21 protein-coding genes are annotated in these 21579 nt (G+C 65.1%); 11 read left to right on the top strand and 10 right to left on the bottom strand.

The genetic code is table 11. The features are described from left to right. Window positions 1-4: 4 nt before the first annotated feature. Complete coding sequence (locus tag J2R76_RS15910) at window positions 5-1075, bottom strand: putative sulfate exporter family transporter (RefSeq protein WP_225643482.1); 1071 nt, start codon at window positions 1073-1075, stop codon at window positions 5-7. 86 nt (window positions 1076-1161) lie between these two features. Here J2R76_RS15910 and J2R76_RS15915 point away from each other — a divergent pair, with 86 nt between their 5' ends. Then, the gene (locus J2R76_RS15915) at window positions 1162-2133 is read left to right on the top strand and encodes a LysR family transcriptional regulator (protein WP_057015258.1); all 972 of its coding nucleotides are present in this window, start codon (window positions 1162-1164) and stop codon (window positions 2131-2133) included. Here J2R76_RS15915 and J2R76_RS15920 read toward each other — a convergent pair. From J2R76_RS15920 to J2R76_RS15930, 3 genes are all read right to left on the bottom strand, one after another. Further along, a complete protein-coding gene (locus J2R76_RS15920) occupies window positions 2081-2302 on the bottom strand; it encodes a hypothetical protein (protein ID WP_038377517.1) in 222 nt (73 codons plus the stop codon). The two genes, J2R76_RS15915 and J2R76_RS15920, sit on opposite strands and share 53 nt — an antisense overlap. Before the next feature lie 149 nt (window positions 2303-2451). Next, window positions 2452-3690, bottom strand: coding sequence for an ATP-binding protein (locus J2R76_RS15925; protein ID WP_057015257.1), 1239 nt, complete (start codon window positions 3688-3690; stop codon window positions 2452-2454). A gap of 199 nt (window positions 3691-3889) precedes the next feature. Then, complete coding sequence (locus tag J2R76_RS15930) at window positions 3890-5161, bottom strand: allantoate amidohydrolase (protein WP_057015256.1); 1272 nt, start codon at window positions 5159-5161, stop codon at window positions 3890-3892. 373 nt (window positions 5162-5534) lie between these two features. Between J2R76_RS15930 and J2R76_RS15935 the strand changes: the two genes are divergently transcribed. The 5 genes from J2R76_RS15935 to J2R76_RS15955 are packed head-to-tail and all read left to right on the top strand — an operon-like array spanning window position 5535 to window position 10910. Further along, complete coding sequence (locus tag J2R76_RS15935; protein WP_057015255.1) at window positions 5535-6644, top strand: BMP family ABC transporter substrate-binding protein; 1110 nt, start codon at window positions 5535-5537, stop codon at window positions 6642-6644. Next, a complete protein-coding gene (locus J2R76_RS15940) occupies window positions 6641-7750 on the top strand; it encodes an ABC transporter permease (protein ID WP_253624150.1) in 1110 nt (369 codons plus the stop codon). The genes J2R76_RS15935 and J2R76_RS15940 overlap by 4 nt, the downstream gene beginning before the upstream one ends. Before the next feature lies 1 nt (window position 7751). Next, the gene (locus J2R76_RS15945) at window positions 7752-8678 is read left to right on the top strand and encodes an ABC transporter permease (protein ID WP_018270387.1); all 927 of its coding nucleotides are present in this window, start codon (window positions 7752-7754) and stop codon (window positions 8676-8678) included. A gap of 19 nt (window positions 8679-8697) precedes the next feature. Next, complete coding sequence (locus J2R76_RS15950; protein ID WP_057015253.1) at window positions 8698-9381, top strand: cysteine hydrolase family protein; 684 nt, start codon at window positions 8698-8700, stop codon at window positions 9379-9381. After that, on the top strand, window positions 9378-10910 hold the full coding sequence (locus J2R76_RS15955; RefSeq protein ID WP_253624151.1) for an ABC transporter ATP-binding protein: 1533 nt from the start codon (window positions 9378-9380) through the stop codon (window positions 10908-10910). Before J2R76_RS15950 ends, J2R76_RS15955 begins: the two co-directional genes overlap by 4 nt. A gap of 13 nt (window positions 10911-10923) precedes the next feature. Here the strand turns inward: J2R76_RS15955 and J2R76_RS15960 are convergent, their stop codons facing one another. The 3 genes from J2R76_RS15960 to J2R76_RS15970 all read right to left on the bottom strand — a co-directional run bounded on the left by J2R76_RS15960 (window position 10924) and on the right by J2R76_RS15970 (window position 13570). Continuing rightward, window positions 10924-12075: a mechanosensitive ion channel family protein gene (locus J2R76_RS15960; RefSeq protein WP_253624152.1), complete on the bottom strand. Its 1152-nt coding sequence runs from the start codon at window positions 12073-12075 to the stop codon at window positions 10924-10926. Window positions 12076-12216: 141 nt separating this feature from the next. After that, window positions 12217-13155, bottom strand: a complete 939-nt coding sequence (gene puuE, locus J2R76_RS15965) for an allantoinase PuuE (RefSeq protein WP_253624153.1) — start codon at window positions 13153-13155, stop codon at window positions 12217-12219. A 1-nt stretch (window position 13156) separates the two neighbouring features. Then, window positions 13157-13570, bottom strand: a complete 414-nt coding sequence (locus tag J2R76_RS15970) for a DUF3830 family protein (protein ID WP_016843084.1) — start codon at window positions 13568-13570, stop codon at window positions 13157-13159. Between the two features lie 196 nt (window positions 13571-13766). On the opposite strand from J2R76_RS15970, the gene J2R76_RS15975 reads away from it, so the two are divergent. The 4 genes from J2R76_RS15975 (at window position 13767) to J2R76_RS15990 (ending at window position 17989) form a co-directional block, all read left to right on the top strand. Next, on the top strand, window positions 13767-14501 hold the full coding sequence (locus J2R76_RS15975; protein ID WP_253624154.1) for an SDR family NAD(P)-dependent oxidoreductase: 735 nt from the start codon (window positions 13767-13769) through the stop codon (window positions 14499-14501). A gap of 1125 nt (window positions 14502-15626) precedes the next feature. Then, window positions 15627-16475, top strand: coding sequence for an Npun_R2479 family HD domain-containing metalloprotein (locus tag J2R76_RS15980; protein WP_076824479.1), 849 nt, complete (start codon window positions 15627-15629; stop codon window positions 16473-16475). Between the two features lie 227 nt (window positions 16476-16702). Next, complete coding sequence (gene trpS, locus J2R76_RS15985) at window positions 16703-17704, top strand: tryptophan--tRNA ligase (protein ID WP_253624155.1); 1002 nt, start codon at window positions 16703-16705, stop codon at window positions 17702-17704. Between the two features lie 84 nt (window positions 17705-17788). Next, window positions 17789-17989: a hypothetical protein gene (locus tag J2R76_RS15990; RefSeq protein ID WP_253624156.1), complete on the top strand. Its 201-nt coding sequence runs from the start codon at window positions 17789-17791 to the stop codon at window positions 17987-17989. Window positions 17990-18000: 11 nt separating this feature from the next. Here the strand turns inward: J2R76_RS15990 and J2R76_RS15995 are convergent, their stop codons facing one another. From J2R76_RS15995 to J2R76_RS16005, 3 genes are all read right to left on the bottom strand, one after another. Continuing rightward, window positions 18001-18870 carry an aldose 1-epimerase family protein gene (locus J2R76_RS15995; RefSeq protein WP_253624157.1) on the bottom strand — a complete coding sequence of 290 codons (870 nt, stop codon included), beginning with the start codon at window positions 18868-18870 and terminating at the stop codon, window positions 18001-18003. A 111-nt stretch (window positions 18871-18981) separates the two neighbouring features. Further along, complete coding sequence (locus J2R76_RS16000; protein ID WP_253624158.1) at window positions 18982-19749, bottom strand: enoyl-CoA hydratase-related protein; 768 nt, start codon at window positions 19747-19749, stop codon at window positions 18982-18984. A gap of 86 nt (window positions 19750-19835) precedes the next feature. After that, complete coding sequence (locus J2R76_RS16005) at window positions 19836-20261, bottom strand: MarR family winged helix-turn-helix transcriptional regulator (RefSeq protein WP_253626011.1); 426 nt, start codon at window positions 20259-20261, stop codon at window positions 19836-19838. A gap of 303 nt (window positions 20262-20564) precedes the next feature. Here J2R76_RS16005 and J2R76_RS16010 point away from each other — a divergent pair, with 303 nt between their 5' ends. After that, window positions 20565-21464, top strand: a complete 900-nt coding sequence (locus J2R76_RS16010) for a CHAD domain-containing protein (protein WP_253624159.1) — start codon at window positions 20565-20567, stop codon at window positions 21462-21464. Window positions 21465-21579 lie beyond the last annotated feature (115 nt).

Here is a 21579-nt window from a genome sequence, read left to right on the forward strand (position 1 = left end):
TGCTCTACTTGAAGAAGTGCACGAGGCCGATGCTCAAGCCCAGCAGCAGCATCAACGACAGCGTGACGGCGGCCGTCACCCGGCCGCCGACGGTCGAGAGCACGCGGACATCGACGCCGAGCCCGAGCGCTGCCATCGAGACGACGGTGAGGATCGCCGCCGTCTTGGTCACCGGCGCGATCGCGATGTCGGGCACGAGCTGGAATGAGCGCAGCGCGGCCAGCGCCAGGAAGCCGATGATGAACCAGGGCACCAGCTTGAACGGGCTGATCGAGGCGGCCTTCGAGGTGCCCTCCCTGGCGGCGCCGGCCTTGCGCCGCCGCGCCACCAGCAGCGAGAGGCCGATCACGATCGGGCCCAGCATCAACACCCGCACCAGCTTGACCAGCGTGCCGATCTGGGTCGAGACGATGCCCGCCGGCACGGTCGCTGCCAGCACCTGCGGCACGGCATAGACGGTGAGGCCGGCGAGGATGCCGTATTGCGTCGCCGTCAGCTTCAGCAGCGGAATCAAGAGCGGCAGGCCGAGCACCATCAGCACGCCGAGAATGGCGGTGAACGAGATCGACGAGGCGATGTCGTCGCCATCGGCCTCGATCACCGGCGCCACCGCCGCGATCGCCGAGTTGCCGCAGATCGAATTGCCGCAGGCGATCAGGATCGCGAGCTTGGTCTTGAGCCCGAGCATCCGGCTGAGGCCATAGCTCACCGCCAGCATGATCGCGACGGTCACGGCGATGGCGCCGATCAGCAGCCCGCCCGACGCCACGATCGCGGCAAAGCTGATGGAGGCGCCGAGCAGCATCACCGCGACCTCAAGCAGCTGCTTGGCGCTGAAGGCAATGCCCGAGCGCCAGCGCGCCGACGGCTCCCAGGCGGTGCGCACCGCCATGCCGAGCAGGATCGCGACGACGAGGGCCTCGATATAGGGATGGTCGAAAACGCGCTCCTCGGCGGCCTGGATGCCGAGCGAGATGACCGTGACGACCCCGCAGAGCAGAATCCCCGGAATGAGCTGGAATATGCGCCGCAGCGCCCCCTGCTTCTGCCCCTGGTCTTGTTCTTGTTCCGGCACAAAATCCTCTTTTCGGAGAAGATTTTATGCGCCAAGGCACACCTCTTGGCTAATATATTTTCGGACTGCCCCAATAGAGAGAAGTTATGTCCCTCAACCTGCATCTGCTCCGCCTGTTCGCGGCCGTGGCGAGGACCGGAAGTTTCTCCCGCGCCGCCGACCTCCTGCACATCAGCCAGCCGGCGATCTCCAAGGGCGTGCGGGATTTCGAGCTGCAGGTCGGCTGCCGGCTGCTCGACCGCACGCCGAAGGGGGTGCGGCCGACCCGGGAGGGCGCGGCGCTGGCGCGGCATGCCGAGACGCTGTTCGCGGCCGAACGCGCCGCCGAGGACGAATTGCAGGCGCTGCGCAATCTCGACAGCGGTTCGCTGCGGATCGGCGCCAGCACCACGATCGCGACCTACATGATCCCGGAATATCTCGGCGTGTTCCACCGCGCCTTTCCCGGCATCGATCTGCATGTCGTCAGCGCCAACACCAGCGACATCGCCGCGCTGATGCTGGGACACGAGATCGAGATCGCGCTGGTCGAGGGACCGGTCGAGGACGAGAATTTGGTCAGCGAAGCCTGGCGTACCGACGTGATGGCGCTGATTGCGGGTCCGGATCATCGCTTCGCAGCGGTCCAGGGGCCGATCGACATCCGGTCGCTGAACGACGAGATCCTGATCGTGCGGGAACCCGGCTCAGGCACGCGCGAGGTGGTCGCGCAGGCGCTGGCCGCCCACCACGTCGAGCCGCAGCGGACGCTCGAGATCGGCAGCACCGAGGCGATCAAGCAGGCGGTGGCATCAGGCGTCGGCGTCGCCATCGTGTCGATCGCAACGATCGACGATCAAGTGAAGCTCGGAAAGCTGAAGGTGATCCCGATCAAGGGCATCCATATCGAGCGCACGCTCTGGCAACTGAAATCGCCCGGCCGGCTCGAGGTGCCAGCGGCGGTCGCGTTCGAGGGGATCATTCGGGAGGCGCAAAGGGCCAGGACGGCGCCGCGCGGACCTGCGGCTAGAGCGCGGCGAACAGACCCTGCGCCCAGGCAACGGCATGCTCGAAGCTGAACACGCCGGGCTCGAAATAGACGGCCCGTGCCAGCACGATGCCGACCACCAGCACCCAGAACACGCTGGTGCCTGCGGTCTTCAGCCATTTCGACACGCCCTCGCTCGCGATCGAAGGATCGACCGCGGGGACCGGCTCGCCGAAGGGATCGAATGCGGATTGGCTCATCGTCGTAACCATCAGGAATACCCTGAGAATGTCGCGACGACGGGGGCAGAAGCAAGGGTAGTGGAATGCCTTTTGCGGCGGTTACTTGGAAGGACGTTTTCCGGTCCGAAAGCCGGGGAGCATTTCCTTCTCGTCGCCCCCTGTAGCCATCAACCATCGGTCACGCGCCGCGGCGCCACGCGTGGCAGCGTGATGCGCATGCGTGTCCCCATACCCGGCGCACTTTCGAGATTGAGCTCTCCGCCGAGCCGGTTCGTGACGATGTTATGAACGATGTGCAGACCAAGCCCGATGCGGCCGATGTCGCGGCGCGTGGTGAAGAATGGATCGAAGGCCTGCCGCAGCACGTCGTGATCCATCCCGCAACCGTTGTCGGCGAACAGGATCTCGACCTGGTCCGCGCCTGAGGCGCGGAGCCGGATCGCGATGATGCCGCCCTTGCCATCCGGGAACGCATGCGCCACCGAATTGACGAACAGGTTGGTCAGCACCTGGCCGTAGGGGCCGGGATAGCTGTTCATGGCAAGACCGGGCGGGCAATCGACCTCGAGCGCCAGGTTGTTCTTCGGCAAGGCCGGACGCAGGCTCGAGAGAACCTGCTCGGTCGCCGCGCCGAGATCGAACTGGCTCCGGTCGAAATAGCTGCGATCGACGGCCACCTGCTTGAACGATTGCACCAGGTCTGCCGCGCGCTTGAGGTTGCCGACAAGCAGCGACGAGGCGCTTTCGACGACCTCGATGAAATCGCTCAGGCTGGATCGCTTCAGCTTGCCGCGCGCAGCCTCGGCAGCGAAGTCGGCGCATTTCTGCTCCAGCACCGAGGCGACGGTGAGACTGGTGCCGACCGGACTGTTGATCTCGTGCGCGACGCCGGCCACCAGCCGGCCCAGCGCCGCGAGCTTTTCCGCCTCGATCAGCGACGCCTGGGTCTCCTGCAGATGGTGCAAGGCCTTCTCGGCTGCATCGCGCGCGGCGCGGATCTCGCGTTCGCTGCGCTTGCGATCGGTGATCTCTTCGGCCGCAACGTTGACGCCGACGATGCTGCCGTTCGGTTCGCGCTGCGGATGCCAATGCGTGATCCAGCATCGCTCGTCATTGTGGCCGGGGCGCTGGCCGTAAACCTCCACGTCGGTGACGGGCTCTCCCGTCTCCATGATCGAGCGAACGATACCTTCGACGGCCGAAGCCAGCGCGGGCACGCAATCATGCACCGTGCGCCCGAGGTGACCTTCGACCGAAATGCCGCAGATCTCGGTGAGCCGCTGGTTGATCTGAAGGTAACGGCAATCCGGTGAGAGATAGGCGAGCCCGATCGGTGCAGTGTCATAGATCAGCTGCAGCGCCGGTTGTTTTGGGAACTGAACGTCCTGGACGACGGACGACCTCATGTCCACTACCCCCCGTTGCACCAAGTCTAGCGCTTCACGCCCGGCCCGCAAATAGGCCAGCTGAGCCGGAAACGGTGGTCTGATCTGTCCGGATCAGGCATGGGTCGGGCCGGCAGCGGCCCCTGACCAGTGCCTGCGGCGTGCTGACGCAACTTGGGCAGCAAGCGCCCCTCGGCGCAGGCCTGCGAAGCGCGCAATTTTAGCTATTCACTGCAACGTGCGGACGAAAATTCTCGACGACGCGCAGCAGCACCCGCGCGCCGATGTCGGCATCGGCGAGTTCGACATGCTCGGCCGGATTGTGGCTGATCCCGCCGCGGCAGCGCAGAAAGATCATGCCGATATCGGCGACATCCACCATCGCCATCCCGTCATGCCCCGCCCCGCTCGGCAGCTCGAACGCGGCATAGCCCTCGGCCGCGACGGCCTCGGCGATCTGCGCCTTGAGCCACGGCGCGCAGGGCACGCTGCGGTTCTCGTGGGTGACGTCGATCTGCAAGGCGAGGTCGCGGCGTTTTGCGATCGCCTCGATCTGCCGCACGATGTCGGCGACGGCGCGCTTGCGATGCATGTCGTTCTGCGAGCGGATATCCATGGTGAAGGACACCTTGCCCGGGATCACATTGGTGGCGCCCGGCATCGCGTTGACATAGCCGACGGTGCCGACGAGGCCTTGTTCGTCGGACCTGCAAAACTGCTCGATCGCAACGATGCATTCGGCAGCACCCGCCAGCGCATCGCGCCGCAGCTTCATCGGCACCGTGCCGGCATGGCCGGCGACGCCGGTGAGACTGGCGGCAAGCCTTGTCGCGCCCGAAATCGCGCTGACGACGCCGACCGGCAGCGCCTTCTCTTCCAGCACGGGACCCTGCTCGATGTGCAGCTCGACATAGCCGAGCAGTTCGCGGCGGGCGCGCGCCGCCTTGCCGATATGATCGGGATCGAGCCCGAAGGCGACCAGCGCATCGCGCATCGAGATGCCGGCGCGATCGCGCGTGTTGACCACGCTCTCGTCGAACGTGCCGGCCACCGCGCGGCTGCCGAGCAGGGTCGAGGCGAAGCGCACGCCCTCCTCATCAGCAAAGCCGACGATCTCGATCGCGAACGGCAGCCGCTTGCCGCGCCGGTTCAGATCGGCGACGCAGGCGATCGCAGTGATGACGCCGAGCGGGCCGTCCCATCTGCCGGCGTCGCGCACGGTGTCGTAATGCGAGCCGAGCATCAGCGCCGGCAGGCCCGGCCGCTCGCCTTCATAGCGGCCGCAGACATTGCCGATGGCGTCGAGATGCGCGCTCATGCCGGCCTCGCGCATCCAGGACAGGATGAGATCGGCCGCCTTGCGGTGCTCCTCGGTGAGGAAGATTCGCGCCAGATGCTCAGGCGTCTCGGAGATCGTCGCGAGCTGATCGATCCGCGCCACGATCTCTTCGCCAAGGGAAGACGGTTTCGAGGACGGTTTTGTCTCGCTCATGCTGTTTCCCATCAATCCAACGCCGCCGCCGGAGCCCGCTTCACTCGTAGCAGGCCCGATCCGATTCACCAGCCGGCAAATGGCGCGTTGTGCGCAGGTCTCGACCGGGCTCGCACCGGCTGTCCGGCGGTTATAGACTGCTTAACGGCATTGCATACAACAGCGATCGATCGCTCACAAAATAGGCAAATCGATCTCAATCGGCTTCCGAGCGTTCCGGGACCGATCACCATTCTCACGTACATTCAATCATTTACGGAAGACTGATCGCCAAACATGCTCTGGCATGAAGCTTGCGACACTTCCCCTAAGCTCCGCCGTCAGGCGGCGGCGACAGGGACAGGCGGGCCGGACCCGCCGGAGGGAGCGAGCGATGGATTTTGGCAGGATTTCAAGAAGGCATTTATTGCAGGGCAGCGCCGCACTGGCGCTCGGCAGCACGCTCGGCATTCGTGGCGCGGCGGCAGCGGAAACCACGATCGGCTTCATCTATGTCGGGTCCCGCGACGACTACGGCTACAACCAGGCCCACGCGCAAGGAGCCGCGGCGGTGAAGAAGCTTCCCGGCATCAAGGTGGTCGAGGAAGAAAAGGTGCCGGAGACCGATGCAGTCGAGAAGACCATCGAGTCCATGATCAATCTCGACGGCGCCACGCTCATGTTCCCAACCTCGTTCGGCTACTACAACCCGCACGTCCTCAAGATGGCAGGCAAGTTTCCAAAACTGCGCTTCGAGCACTGCGGCGGCCTGTGGTCCGACAAGGACCCGAAGAACGCCGGCAGCTATTTCGGCTATATCGACGAGGCGCAATACATCTCCGGCATCGTGGCCGGCTATTCGACCAAGAGCGGCAAGCTCGGCTTCGTCGCCGCCAAGCCGATCCCGCAGGTGCTGCGCAACATCAACGCGTTCACGCTCGGCGCCCGGCTCGCCAATCCGAAGGCGACCACCCAGGTGATCTTCACCGGCGACTGGTCGATGCCGGTCAAGGAAGCCGAGGCTACCAACAGCCTGATCGACCAGGGCGTCGACGTGCTGACCTGCCATGTCGACGGACCGAAGACGATGGTCGAGAACGCCGCGCGCCGCGGCGCTCTCGTATGCGGCTATCACGTCAACCAGTCGCCGCTGGCGCCGAAGGCCTATCTCACCGGCGCCGAGTGGAATTGGGAGGCGCTCTATCCGAAATTCGTCAAGATGATCACCGCCGGCGAAGCGATCCCGAACTTCTATCGCGGCGGCCTCAAGGAAGAGATCGTCAAGGTGTCGCCCTATGGCGAGATGGTGTCCGCCGAGGCGCGCAAGCACGCCGACGACGTCAAGGCCAAGTTCATGGCCGGCGAGTTTACGATCTTCAAGGGCCCGCTCGTCGACAACAAGGGCAAGACGGTGATCGCGTCCGGCACCGATCGCGGCCAGCAGGATCCCGAGCTCGAGAAGATGGACTATCTCGTCGAGGGCGTGATCGGAGCCACCGCGTGACGACGGAAACGGCGGAATCGGTGGAGGCGGCCGGCATCGCTCCGGCCGCCGATCCCGGATTCCTCCAGCGCCACGGCGCGAGCATCGAATACATCCTGATCCCGGCCGCGGCGCTGGTCGGCGCGCTCGCGGTGTTCGGCGGCTTTGTCGCGCTCTACGGCAAGAACCCGCTCGATCTGTATTTCTACATGTATTACGGCGCGTTCGGCACCGCCTTCTCCTGGCAGAACACGCTGACCCGCGCCGCGCCGCTGATCCTGACCGCGCTGTGCACGGCGCTGCCGGCACAGCTCGGCATGGTGATCATCGGTGGCGAAGGCGCCCTTCTGATCGGCGCACTGTCGGCGACCGCGGCGGCGCTGGCGCTGCAGGGCGCGGCGCCGATCGTGGTGCAGATCGCCATGGTGATCGCGGGCATGATCGGCGGCGGCCTCTGGATCACGCTGTCGGGCGGCCTGCGGCAATATCGCGGGGTCAACGAGACGATCTCGAGCCTGCTGCTGGTCTATATCGCGCTTGCGATTCTGAACCATCTGGTCGAGGGGCCGATGCGCGATCCGGCGAGCCTCAACAAGCCGTCGACGCGCGAGATCGGCGCCGCCAACATGATCGGCACCATTCCCGGCACCGACGTGCATTGGGGCCTGGTGTTCGGCCTCGTCGCCGCCATCGCCGCCTACATCCTGATCTATCACACCACCTTCGGCTTCGCCGCGCGCGTCGCCGGAGGCAACATCCGCGCCGCCAAGATCGTCGGCCTCAGTGTCGGCAAACTGATCCTGACCGTGTGCTTCCTCGCCGGCAGCTGTGCCGGGCTGGCCGGCATGATCGAGGTCGCGGCCGTGCAGGGCCGCACCAACGCCAACCTCGCGGCGGGCTACGGCTTCACCGGCATCCTGGTTGCGTTCCTGGCGCGGCAGAATCCGCTGGCGATCATTCCGGTGGCGATCCTGCTCGGCGGCATCTCGGCCTCCGGCGGCCTGTTGCAACGCCGGCTCTGCCTGCCCGACGCCTCCGTGCTGGTGCTGCAAGGCATCATCTTCGTGTTCGTGCTGGCCAGCGACGCGCTCTACGGGCGCATCGGCTTCCTGAAGGGAAAGTCCTGACATGGCGGACGCATCGCTCGGCCTCTGGACCGTCCCGCTCGCCGTGTTCGGCGGCGCCATCCGCGTCTCGACGCCGTTCCTGTTCGTCAGCCTCGGCGAGTGCATCACCGAGCGAAGTGGCCGCATCAATCTCGGCCTCGAGGGCACGCTGGTGATGGGCGCGATGAGCGCCTACGGCATCTCCTATCTGTCGGGCTCGCCGTGGCTCGGGGTGCTCGCGGCCGGCATCACCGGCGCGTTGTTCGGCGCGCTGCATGCCGGCATCTGCTCGCTGCCGCGCGTCAACGACATCGCGGTCGGCATCGCGCTGATGCTGCTCGGCACGGGGCTCGCGTTCTTCCTCGGCAAGCCGCTGATCGAGCCGACGGCGGCCCGGCTGCCCGCGATCGATTTCGGCTGGTGGAGCGACATCCCGCAGGTCCGCGCGGCGCTGCGCATCAACGTGCTGTTCCTGATCGGCGTCGCGATCGCGCCGCTGCTCTATTGGGCCTTCAGGACCACGCGCTGGGGCCTCTTGATCCGCACCGCCGGCGAGAGCGCCGATGCGGCGCGCGCGATGGGCCATTCGGTGCTCTTGATCCGGTTGCGCGCCACCATGGTCGGCGGTTTCCTCGCCGGCATCGGCGGCTCGTTCCTGTCGCTGTTCTATCCCGGCAGCTGGAACGAGGGCCTTTCCTCGGGACAGGGCATCACGGCGGTGGCGCTGGTGATCTTCGCGCGCTGGGACCCGATGCTGTGCCTGTGGGCCTCGCTCGCCTTCGGCGGCGCGGCCGCACTCGGGCCCGCGCTGCAATCGGTCGGCATCACCTCCGGCTATCATTTGTTCAACGCCGCGCCCTACATCCTGACGCTCGCGATCATGATCATCACCTGCTCGCCGAAGCGCACGCTGACCGGCGCGCCCGCCGAATTGTCCATCACCCGATAGCATCTCGAAAGATCATTTCATGCCCGAGCGCTTCATCAAGTCCGAGCCCTACGCCTGGCCCTACAATGGCGATCTGCGGCCGCAGAATACCGCGCTCATCATCATCGACATGCAGACCGATTTCTGCGGCGTCGGCGGCTATGTCGACAAGATGGGCTACGACCTCTCGCTGACCCGGGCGCCGATCGAGCCGATCAGGAAGCTGCTCGCGGTGATGCGCGCGCAGGGCTTTCACATCATCCATACGCGGGAGGGGCACCGCCCCGACCTCGCCGACCTGCCCGCCAACAAGCGCTGGCGCTCGCGCCAGATCGGCGCCGGCATCGGCGACCCCGGCCCCTGCGGCCGCATCCTGGTGCGCGGCGAACCCGGCTGGGAGATCATTCCCGACCTCGCGCCGCTGCCGGGCGAACCTGTTATCGACAAGCCCGGAAAAGGCTCGTTCTGCGCCACCGACCTCGAACTGATGCTGCGGCTGCGCGGCATCGAGAACATCGTGCTGACCGGCATCACCACCGATGTCTGCGTTCACACCACGATGCGCGAGGCCAACGATCGCGGCTTCGAATGCGTGCTGGTCGAGGACTGTTGCGGCGCGACCGACAAGGGCAATCACGACCACGCGCTGAAGATGATCAAGATGCAGGGCGGCGTGTTCGGCGCGGTGACCAAATCCGCCGACCTGATCGGGGCGCTGTCGTGATCATCGGCGAGCCGCCCGCACCATCAGGCGCGTTCGGCGTCGACGCCATCGCCATGACGATGCGGTTCGGCGATTTTACAGCGCTCGACAATGTCGAGCTCAAGGTGCGTCCCGGCTCGTTCCACGCGCTGCTCGGTGAGAATGGCGCGGGCAAGAGCACGCTCGTCAAATGCATTATGGGCTATTACCACGCCACCGAAGGCGACATCCTCGTCGGCGGCCGCCAGCAGGCCATTGCCAATCCGAAGGACGCGCATGCGCTCGGGCTCGGCATGGTCTACCAGCACTTTACACTAGTGCCGGCGATGACGGTCGCCGAGAATTTGGTGCTGGCGCGCGACGACGTGCCTGCCGTGGTCGACTGGCGCAAGGAGAAGAAGGAGCTGGAGGCCTTCCTGGCGCGGATGCCGTTCAAGGTGCCGCTCGATGCAAAGGTCTCCGACATCTCCGCCGGCGAACGGCAGAAATGCGAGATCCTCAAGCAGCTGTACCTGAAGCGCCGCTTCCTGATCCTGGACGAGCCGACCTCGGTGCTGACGCCGGGCGAAGCCGACGAGGTTCTCGGCATGCTGCGCGCGATGGTGGTCGCGGGCGAGCTCACCGTCCTGATGATCACGCACAAGTTCCGCGAGGTGATGGCCTTTGCCGACGAGGTGACCATCCTGCGCCGCGGCAAGCTCGCCGGCAGCGGCCGGGTTGCCGAGCTGACGCCGGACGAGATGGCCCGCACCATGATCGGCGCCGAGCAGCTGACGGTGCAGCCGCCGCGCACCGGCGAGACCGGAGCGGCCCGGCTCGAGCTCGACAAGCTCACGGCGCTTGACGATGCCGGCGCGATTGCCGTGCACGGCGTATCGCTGACCGTGGAAAGCGGCGAGATCGTCGGCATCGCCGGCGTCTCCGGCAACGGCCAGCGCCAGCTCGTGGAGGTCCTGGCCGGCCAGCGCGAGGCCGAGAGCGGCGTGATCCGCGTCCAGGGCGAGACCTATGCGGCGAGCCGCGCGGAGATGCGGCGCCACAGGATGTCGCTGTTGCCGGAAGAGCCGCTGAAGAACGCCTGCGTCGGCGGCATGAGCGTCGCCGACAACATCGCATTCCGCGAGTTCGATCGCGCCCCGTTCGCGCGCGGCGGCTGGTGGCTGAACCGTGCCGCCTTCCGCAACGACGCCGAGCGCAAGATCAACCGCTACAAGATCAAGACCCGCACGCCGGAGACGCCGATCGCGGCGCTGTCGGGCGGCAATGTCCAGCGCGCGGTGCTGGCGCGCGAGCTTTCGGGCGACGTCGAGGTGCTGATCGCCGCCAATCCCTGCTTCGGACTCGACTTCGCGGCGGTGGCGCAAATCCACGCCGAGATCATGGCCGCCCGCAACCGGGGCGCGGCGGTGCTGTTGGTCAGCGAGGACCTCGACGAGCTGCTGGAGCTGTCGGACCGGCTGGTCGTGATGTTTCACGGCGCGTTCGTGCATGAGGCCCGCGCCAGCGAGGCCGATCTCACCGAGATCGGCCGGCACATGGCAGGGCACTAGAGCGGATCACGGATCAGCTGCGCGCCGGCGCCGCCGCGCGCTGCCGTGCCGGCGCTCCGCGCAGGAACGCCCGGCCGAAATCATCGACCGCGGGCGCCAGGATCGCCCGATCGCGCGGCAGCGCGTCTGGCATCTCGTCACGGATGAACGCCAGCAGCTTCTCGCGGATCTCGCAACGCAGGTCCCAGGATTGCGGTGCATTCCGTGCACTGATCAGCGCGCGCAGCTCGATGGTGCGCGGGTGGGTGTCGATCACCTGCAGATTGACCACCGCGCCGTCCCAGAGCCGCGACTCCTTCGCTGCCTGCTCCAGCCTTTTGCGGATCGCCGGCACGTCGGCGCTATAATCAACATGCAGCGCAATCGCACCGATCAGGGATTGCGCGTCGCGCGTCCAGTTCTGGAACGGGCGCTCGATGAAATAGGACAGCGGTACCACCATGCGCCGCCAGTCCCACAGCCGGATCACGACATAGGTTGAGGCGATATCCTCGACCCAGCCCCATTCGTTTTCGATGATGACCGCGTCCTCGATCCGGATCGGCTGGGTGACGGCGATCTGCACGCCGGCGATCAGATTGCTCAGCAACGGCCTTGCGGCAAGACCGACGATCAGGCCGGCGGCGCCGGCGGAGGCGAACAGGCTGACGCCGTATTGCCTGACCGAGTCGAACGTCATCAGCGCGGTGGAGACCGCGATGATGACGATCAGCGTGTCGGTGACCCGCTTGAAGACGCGCACCTGGGTGACGTGCTTGCGTGCCAGGAAATTCTCGGCAACGTCGAGGCGAAATTTATCGAGATATCTAGCCGACGCCATGTCGACGGCGCGGATCGAGATCCAGCCGATCAGCGCGATGACGGCGACGCCGAAGAAATGGCTGAGTGTCAGCCGCAGCAGATCGTTGAGCGGCGCCAATGGCAACACCAGCGCGAGGGCGGCAAGACACAGCGCCAGCCGTGACGGACCGGCTGTCCGGTCAAGCAGCATCGGCGCGACGGAATTCTTTGGTCCCACCATGCGATGGACGATGCGTTGCGCGATGGAGTGAACGACGAGCGCAACGGCGATCGCAGCCGTGATCAGGACGAGGCCGACCACCCAATCCGGAACCCAGCGAAATGTGTGTTCCAATCCGGTTACGATCTCCTGGACGTCTTGCATGAAACCCGCCTGCTCCCGCATTGCAGGCTGCTAACGCGTGGAATCCGGGATCGCTTCTGACGTCTGTGCAACGCAGCAATTCACCCGATGCAATTCGAATGCGCAGGATGTTGCGTCAATTCGGCTGGAGTGGCACCGGCGCTAGCCGATCTCAAACGCTTCCGCGGCGAGATGCTTCATATTGGCGTGCCAATGCTCGGCGATCTGAAGCCGGGTCGGCGCCCAGACGTGCTCGTGCTTCTGGATGTAGTCGAGAAAGCGCATCAGCGCGGCGGCGCGGCCGGGACGCCCGACGACGCGGCAATGCAGACCGATCGACATCATCTTCGGTGAGGTTGCGCCCTCGGCATAGAGCACGTCGAAACTGTCCTTCAGGTAGGTGTAGAACTCCTCGCCGCCGCCGAAGCCCTGCGCGTTGATGAAGCGCATGTCGTTGGCATCGAGCGTATAGGGGATCACGAGATGCGGCTCGGTGCCGGCTGCCTTGATCCAGTACGGCAGATCGTCGGCATAGGAATCGCAGAGATAGCGCAGGCCGCCCGCCTCCATTAGAAGCCGCAGCGTGTTGATCGAGGAGCGGCCGGTGTACCAGCCGAGCGGCCGCGCGCCGGTCGCCTCGGCATGCACGGCAATGGCGCGGGCGATCTCCTCGCGCTCCTCGTCCTCCGACATGTCCTTGTGCTCGACCCAGCGCAGGCTGTGGCTCGCGATGTCCCAGCCCGCCTCCTGCATCGCGGCGACGACGTCCGGATTGCGCTTCAGCGCCATCGCGACGCCGAACACCGTGGCCGGCAGCTTCCGCTCGGTGAATATCCGCCACAGCCGCCAGAAGCCGGCGCGCGCGCCATATTCGAACATCGTCTCGATATTGGCGTGCCGCCGGCCGACCCAGGGCTGCGCGCCGAGCACGTCGGACAGAAACGCTTCCGAGGCGCGATCACCGTGCAGGATGTTGTTCTCCCCGCCCTCCTCGAAATTGACCACGAATTGCACGGCGATGCGCGCCGCGTCGGGCCATTTCGGATCGGGCGAATTGCGGCCGTAGCCGCGGAGATCGCGCGGATAGCGGGCCTCGGTCACATCAGATTTCCTCGAAGCGGATGTTCTGCGCGCCCTTCCACAACACGGTCTTGCCGAACGCGGTGAGGTTCTCCAGCCCCGAGGTCAGCGTGATGAAGTGATTGCCGGCGAGCTGGCCCATCTTGCTGGCGAAGTGCACGCCGCCATAGGCGAGCAGGATCTCGGTCTCGCTGATGCCGCCCGGATAGAGGATGATCTGGCCCGGCGCCGGATAGCTGGTGTGGTTCTCGTAGGACACGCCGAAGTCGAGATCGCCGAGCGGCATCCAGACGCCCTCGCCGCTCCAGCGCACGTGGATCGCCTGGCTCTCGAACGGCATCGCCTTGCGGAACGCGGCGACCGTCTTCGGCGCCAGCTGCTCCTCGAAACGGGCGTCAAAGGTGAACTCGCCGGCGCGGACAATCAGTTTGCTCATCGATCTCTCGTGGGTGGGCTAAGAAGTGATGTCCCAACCATTGCCGCCGGCCCGGGCCGGACGCAAGGCCGATTCCGGCCCCGGAAGCCGGTTTTTCGCCGCGCGGCGGCCTCCAACGCAGATTTGAGCAGAGTTGCATTGCGCCGCGCCTTCCCGTTTGCGAGCCTGCGAGGGTACGTCGAACAGGGTGACCTTGATGACAACAAGCAGTCTGCACGGACATGTGGCGCTGGTGACCGGCGGATCGCGCGGCATCGGCGCGGCGATCGTCAAGATGCTGGCGGATCCCGGCGCAGCCGTCGCCATCAATTATCGCGAGCGCTCGGCCGAGGCGGAGACGCTAGCGAAGGGCATCATTGCCGCCGGCGGCCGCGCCGTCGCGATCGCCGCCGACGTCTCGGAAGCTGCCGCCGTCACCGCGCTGGTCGAGCGCGCCAAATCCGAGCTCGGCCCGGTCGACATCCTCGTCAACAATGCCGGCATCGCCATCGTCAGGGGTGTCGACGACCTCACCGAAGAGGATTTCGACCGCACCATCACGGTCAATCTCAAATCGGCGTTTCTCTGCACACAGGCGGTGCTGCCGATGATGCGCACCCGGAAATGGGGCCGCATCGTCAACATCTCCTCCGGCGCGGCGCGCGGCGCCGGCTCGATCGGGCCGCACTACAACGCATCCAAGGCGGCGATGGAGGGGATGACCCGCGGCTATGCCGCACGCCTTGTCAAGGAAGGCATCACCGTCAACGCCGTGGCGCCGTCACTGATCGAGACCGACATGATGAAGAGACAGAGCGAGCTCGTCAGCCGGATCCCGGTCGGCCGCTTCGGCACAGCGGAAGAGGTGGCACAGGCCGTGATGCTGCTGGTCAACAATCCCTACATGACCGGACAGACCATCGCGATGAGCGGCGGCATGGCGTTCAACTAGGGCACGTACCATAAACACAGTGGCGTCATGCGATGAAGCTTACGTCCGCGTTGTCCTTATAGCGGTCATTTGTGCAGCATCGGAACATGTCGCGATGGGCCAACTCCGGACTCTTGCATCGCAAGTGTCCCGCAAAATGACGAGCCAATTCAAATGTCCGTCCGGAGTGGTGCCTGCTACTTGCAGCCGCGGCAAATCGTAAGCTTGCCCTTTAGTTTGTCATCGTCCCCGGGGTCGACCGATTGCTGCCGAGAGACACGATCCGCTTCTTGATCGAGCTTGGGCTGCTTTGCCCGGTGTGACCTGACGGGTCGCGTCGTCCGGCTTGACGTGTCGTCGTCGATGCCGACGCTAAAACCATCGTAATCGGGGACCGGTCTAGCCGACGACGGCGACCTGTCGATCACTTGTGCTGGCGAAGCGCTGCCTGACTCTACCGGCGTGTGTTCGACAGTGGCAGATCGCGGGGCAGTGGAGCGTGGCAAAGAATCTTCAGCGGCCCGGGGCGGTACCGATCTCTTAGCGGTCGCCGTCGGCGGCCAGACGCTGTTGGTTGCGCCCGGAGATGCCGATCCCTCATCCGGCGGCGGCGGCGCAAGCGAAAGCGGAGGGGAAAGCGAGGTCTGACATCTCGCGCTGTCTTGTGACCAAACTCCCGCCGCCAACAAACCAAGGGCCAACAGTGTTGCGTTCTTCATTACTCGTCCTGCAAATCACTTGGAATGAAAGCATTGATCGCGTGACTCCTATCGCCACGCTTCGGCAAGAATTTCCACATCTGACATGGCGATCAAAAATTGACGGAAGTTGGGAGCCATGGGCGGATACATGCGCGCTTTGGTCCACCCTCGTTACTGGCCCCACTGCCCACTTCGGGTCCAATCGCGACCGTTTGGCCCGGCCTCGGCAAGATCCGGTATGCACCTCACAGCGGACCGTTGGCGGTCGGCTGCATTGATCGCGATGGGCCATCCGCGGTGGTTCAGCCCTGCCTCATCCAGGGTAGCCCCCAAAACCAGGGCTCGACAGGCCTCCGGGCCACCAGGCTCCGGCCCAATTCGCGGGACCAACAACCCGGTGACGAAATACCCAAACCGGCATAGCATCCGCGCATTGGAGGCGATCATGTTCAACCCAACTCAAATTGTCATCCAAGCGTTTGTCGATCAGCTTAAGGGTACATACGGCCAAATCTACGGAATCCTCGAGCCCGCCTATCCGGACATCATCGGTTTCGTTGGGCGCCTCGCGTTGGAGAATATTGCCAATAGCGATGCGGCCTACCACGACATGAACCACACCATCATGGTGACGTTGGTCGGACAGAACATTTTACTCGGCAAGCATACGAGCGAAGGCGGCGTCAGGCCGCGCGACTGGCTCCATTTCATGATTTCGCTCTTATGCCACGACATCGGCTATGTACGCGGGGTATGTCGAGGCGACCGGGACGGACTTTATGTTTGTAACGAAAATGGTGATCGCGTCCGGATATCTGCTGGAGCCACGGACGCATCCTTGACCCCCTATCATGTGACACGATCCAAGCTCTTTGTCCGCGAGCGTTTCGGCAAGGTGAGCTTGACCTCCATCGACACAAAGGAAATCGAGGCGAACATCGAGCACACGCGCTTTCCGGTACCGGGGGAAGAGGAGCATACCAGTACGGCGGATTATCCCGGCCTGCTTCGTGCCGCGGATTTGATCGGCCAATTGGCCGACATTGACTATTTGCGGAAGACGTCAGCCTTGTTTGCCGAATTTCGGGAGACTGGCGCAAGCGAGAAACTCGGATATCAGACCCCCGATGATCTACGTGCAGCGTACCCTGCTTTCTTCTGGAAGGCCGTCTGCCCCTATATCGGCGACGCACTTCGATATCTGCGGGTCACGCAGGAAGGTAAGCAATGGATCGCCAACCTTTACGCGCACGTGTTCTCGGAGGAGCACAGGGGAGCGATTACTCGAGCATAGCCGGGTGGAAGAATAACTGGCTATGCCGTCTTGACCGGCTCGTTCGATTGCCTTACGCCTCACGCCATGAACCGCTCGATCCTGATCGCCAATCTCTGGTGGCTCGCCGACTGACAGGCGGGCCGAACGCGTTCATGCATTTCGGGGCCGCCGCATTGGGCGGCCTTTTTCTTTCACCTCATCCAGCCCGCATGCGGTGTCCCCATTCAAACGAATGGAGATAAGCCGTGACCAAACCGATCATCCTCACCGGCGACCGCACCACCGGGCCGCTGCATCTCGGCCATTACGTCGGCTCGCTCAGAAGCCGTCTCGCGTTTCAGGACAGCCATGAGCAATACCTGCTGCTCGCCGACATGCAGGCGCTGACCGACAACGCGCACGACATCGGCAAGGTCCGCGGCAACGTCATCGAGGTCGCGCTGGATTATCTCGCCGTCGGCATCGATCCCGAACGGACCTCGATCTGCCTGCAGTCGCAGCTTCCGGCGCTCGCCGAATTGTCGATGCTCTATCTCAACCTCGTCACCGTCGCGCGGCTGGAGCGCAATCCCACCATCAAGGACGAGATCCGCGCCCGCGGATTCGGACGCGACATCCCTGCGGGCTTCCTGTGCTACCCGGTGACGCAGGCCGCCGACATCACCGCGTTTCGGGCGACCGTCGTGCCGGTCGGCGAGGACCAGGCTCCCCTGATCGAGCAGACCAACGAGATCATCAGGCGTGTCAACGCGCTCGCCGGTCGTGCGCTCCTGCAGGAGGCGGTGGCCGTCATACCGCGCGCGGGACGGCTGCCGGGCGTCGACGGGCGCGCGAAGATGAGCAAATCCGCCGGCAATGCGATTGCGCTCTCGGCCTCGCCCGGTGCCATCACGGCCGCGGTGCGCGCGATGTTCACCGATCCCGATCATCTGCGCGTCGGCGACCCCGGCAAGGTCGAGGGCAATGTCGTCTTCTGCTATCTCGACGCGTTCGACGACGATCACCACGCCGTCGAGGAATTGAAGGCACGCTATCGGCGCGGCGGTCTCGGCGACGCAGCGGTCAAGCGGCGGCTGGAGGACATCCTGCAAGCCCTGATCGCGCCGATCCGGGCCCGACGCGCCGAGCTGGCAGGCGATCGCGACCATGTCGCTGACGTGATTAGGCGCGGAACCCTGAAAGCCCGGGAGATCACCGAGCGCACCAAGCGCGATGTGATGGCGGGACTCGGCTTGTTCCAGCTCTGAATGCGCCGTCATCAAAACCATGGCAGGAACTGTGCTTGCCTGTAACGGTTGTCCGCTTGGCGAAAACCGGATTTGGAGCCTGTCGTGATCGATCCGAAAGCGCTTCTCGAACGCGCCGCGCAATTGACCGATCAGGCCAAGGGCGAGGAAGATGCCGGCATCCGCGAGCGGCTGCTGCGCATGGCCGAACATTACCGCGACCTGGCCGCGCATGAGGCCTGGGCGAACGAGAACCCGCCATCGGTCGGCGCGATCACCAGTGCGCTCAGCCCCCGCACCCATTGACCTGTTCTTCGTCAGCTCACGCGAATGCGATAGCCCAGTGACTGCCGCGCACCCGGCGCGATGTGCATGAGGCCGGGCTTGCCGGCGAACTCGCCATCGAATTCGACAGGGCTGGCGAAACCGTACCACGGCTCGATGCAGAGGAACGCCGCGCCGCCGACCTTCGACCAGATGCCAAGTTCGCGAAAGCCGCGCCAGGACAGCTCGATCGCGGGTCCCTGCGCAGCAGCAAAGCGAACCGACGCGCTCGCAACCTGATCGAGGATCATGGCATCGTCATCGAACAATTGCTCGGACAACGCCAGCACGCTGCCCTTGATCGGACTCGGCTCGGCTTGCGGCCGCATCAGGCCCTCCGTCAGCCGCCGGATCGGCGCCGGCTCATCCTTCGCGAAGGTCAGCGCGTACGCCTCCTTTGCCAATCCCGGAAGCAGCGGCCAGTTGAAGGCAGGATGACCGCCGAGCGAGGCCGACAGCGTCTCGGCGCCGGTGTTGACGATGTCGAAGGCGACATCGAGATCGGCGCCATCAACGGTATAGGTGACCTCGAGCCTGAACGCGAAGGGATAGCGCGCACGCGTCTCCGTATCGTCGGTGAGCGCAAGCTTGCAGGATCGGGGCCCCTGCTCCACCCAGGCAAAGCGGCGATCCCGCGCGAAGCCGTGCTGCGTCATCGGATAGGTCTTGCCGTTGTGGCGCAGCGTATCGTTCTTCAAGCGGCCGACGATCGGGAACAGGATGGGCGCATGGCGCGGCCATTGCGGGCCGGCCTGCCACAACAGTTCGGTCCCGTCGGCATTTCTGAGCGACGACAATTCGGCGCCCTGCGCCGAAATGGTCGCGGCGATTCCTTCGCCGCGCAGCGTGTGACTGTCGCTCATGCCTCGCCTCGCCGGGTTGCGCTATGCCCCGACAGGAGATGTTCGAAGCCGGCGAGGCCGTCAACCCCAAAGCAATAGCGCCGCCCACGCGTGGCGGGCCACGCTCCGGGCCTAACCGGTAATCTTGGAGAAATCGGGCTGGCGACGCTCGGCAAAGGCGGCAAAGGCCTCGCGTGCTTCCGCACTCATCAGTCGCTCCTGGAAGATCTCGCCCTCGCGCGCCATTTGCGCGCTGATCCTGGCGGGGTCGCGCATCAGCGCCTTGGTGTGCTGGAGCGAGCCGAACGGCCGCTTCGCCAGCGCGTCCGCCGCCGCGCGTGCCTTGGCGCGCAGGTCCGCGAGCGGCACAACCGCGTTGGCGAGGCCGATCGAGACCGCCGTCTCCGCCTCGACCGGTTCGCCGAGCGCGAACATCGCATAGGCCCGCGCATAGCCGATGCGCTGCGGCAGCAGATAGGTCGAAGCCGCCTCCGGCACCAGCGCCAGATTGACGAACGGCGTGATCAGCCGCGCGGTCGGCGCGAGGTAGACGAGGTCGCAATGCAGCAGCATGGTGGTGCCGATGCCGACCGCATTGCCCTGCACGGCGGCAACCAGCGGCCGCGTCGCCTTGGCAAGTCCGGCGAGGAAGCGCGTCACGTGGCGCTCGCCCTGCACGCCGCGCGACACCGCCGCGAAATCGGCGAGATCGTTGCCCGCGGTAAAGCTGTCGCCGTCGCCCTGCAGCAGCACTGCGCGGATCGCGGAATCGCCCTCCGCGCGCGCGAGCGCGTCGGCCATCGCGCCATACATCGCGTTGGTGATCGCGTTCTTCTTGTCCGGGCGCGCCATCGTCATGGTGAGGACACCGCCGTCCAGCGCTACGACCACTTCACTCATGCTTCACTCCTGTTGCTCGCTTCTTGCTTGAGGCGTCTTCTTCACGCGAACCGGTAGCCGCTTCGCTCGAAAACGCTCTAGCTGTCTTAGTCCTTCGGAAACTTGTCTTGCAGGCTGGTCAGCCAGCGCGACACCACGTCGATCTCCGCGTCCGAGAACCCGTCCATCAGACGGTTGTTGATCGCCCTGGTCCGCGTTGCGGCGCGTTTGCCGAACTCCTGCCCCGCCGCGGTCAGGAGGAGCCGCTGGCTGCGGCCGTCCTCGCCATCGCGCCGGCGTTTCACGAGGCCTGCACGTTCCATCCGGTCGGCGAGGCCGCTCATCGCCGACGGCACGATGTCGAGCGCCTGCGAGACGTCGCCGATCAGCGCGCCGTCATTGCGCCCGAGAAAGAACAGCACGCCGGCCTGGGCCGACGTCAGATCGTGCGTGGCCGTCTCCTGCTCGATGGCGCGCTGCAACCGGCGATAGGCCACGGTCAGAAGAAAGATCAGCCGGTGTTCCGCTTTCATGCCGTCCGTTATATATTTCGTACGCGAAATATCAAGATACTTCGTGCACGAAATATCCGACGCTGCGGCGAAGTCCGCTGGCTGGTCGGGCCGGAAACCGTGGTGTTCCCTCAAAAGCCCGGCCTGCATATCGACTGGAATGAGCTCCCGCCAACGGGTTGATTGCGACATTTTGATCCTGTCGCTGGATCGTCGCACTGCGGCCCAGCAGAAAATCCTTGATCGACATCGATCAAACGGGAAATCTTCCCACCCGGGAGCCGCCCGGTTGCGTTGCGGCACCGGCGGGGTCACGAGAGTGTCATGACGTTAGCGGCAAGTCCGGCCAAGGAGCGTGTTGTCCGCCCAAAGCGGCCGCGCCATCTAAGCGAAGCCATGCGCTGTGAGACCGCGTTTCGCCTGATCCTGTCCGAATGCCTCGAGGAAGTCGCCACCAATCACGAGGCCACAAGTTCCGGCGATTCCGCCGCGCTGCACCAGACCCGTATCGCGCTGACGCGGCTGAAGGCGGCGATCGCCTTCTATGGGCCGATGGTGGCGGACACCGAATGGACGCGACTGAAATCCGAGTTGAGATGGCTGAGCGCCCATCTCGGCGCCACGCGCGACCTCGACGTCGCGATCGAGAACAGCAAGGGCCTGCCTGAAGAAGGCATGCTCCAGACGGCGCGAACCGACGCGTTCGAGGCGCTCAAGGAGGCGTTGCAAAGCGATCGATACTGGCGATGGTTCGACGGCATGTGGGACTGGGTCGGCAGCGGCCCCTGGACCACGCGGCAGGACCCTCGCGCCGCGCAGCGGCGAGCCGTGCCAGTCGCGGTGTTTCACGCGCGGCGGCTGGCGCGGTGGCATGGCAAGCTGTGCCAGAAGAGCCGCGGGCTGCAAGGCATGGGCAAGAACAAGCGCCACCGCGTCCGTCTCGCCAGCAAGCGGCTGCGTTACGCGATCGAGTTCTCGGAGGGCGGCTTGCCCCCCGACGAATACGCGTCATGGCGGATCATCCTGAAGCATCTGCGCAAGGGACAGCAATTGCTCGGCGAATTGAACGATGACGAGGTGCGTCGCGGGCTGCTCGAGAGCGTCGATGCACCCGCGCAACGCGCCCACGAGCGCAAGGCCAAGCACCAGCGCGTGCACGAACGAAAGCGCAAGAGCCGGCTGCTGCGCCACGCCGCGGCGGTCTATCGAAAAATCTCCGACTGAACGCGCGTCAGCGCAACTCCGTCGGCGCGCGGATACCGCTCGCGTTGAGGACTGCGCCTAGGAATGATGTATAAAACATCACTTATTGCCCTTGTGCCATCATTACTTGATGTGC

Origin of the sequence: Bradyrhizobium sp. USDA 4532 (genome assembly GCF_024171315.1) — a bacterium.
Taxonomy (GTDB): Bacteria; Pseudomonadota; Alphaproteobacteria; order Rhizobiales; family Xanthobacteraceae; genus Bradyrhizobium; species Bradyrhizobium australafricanum.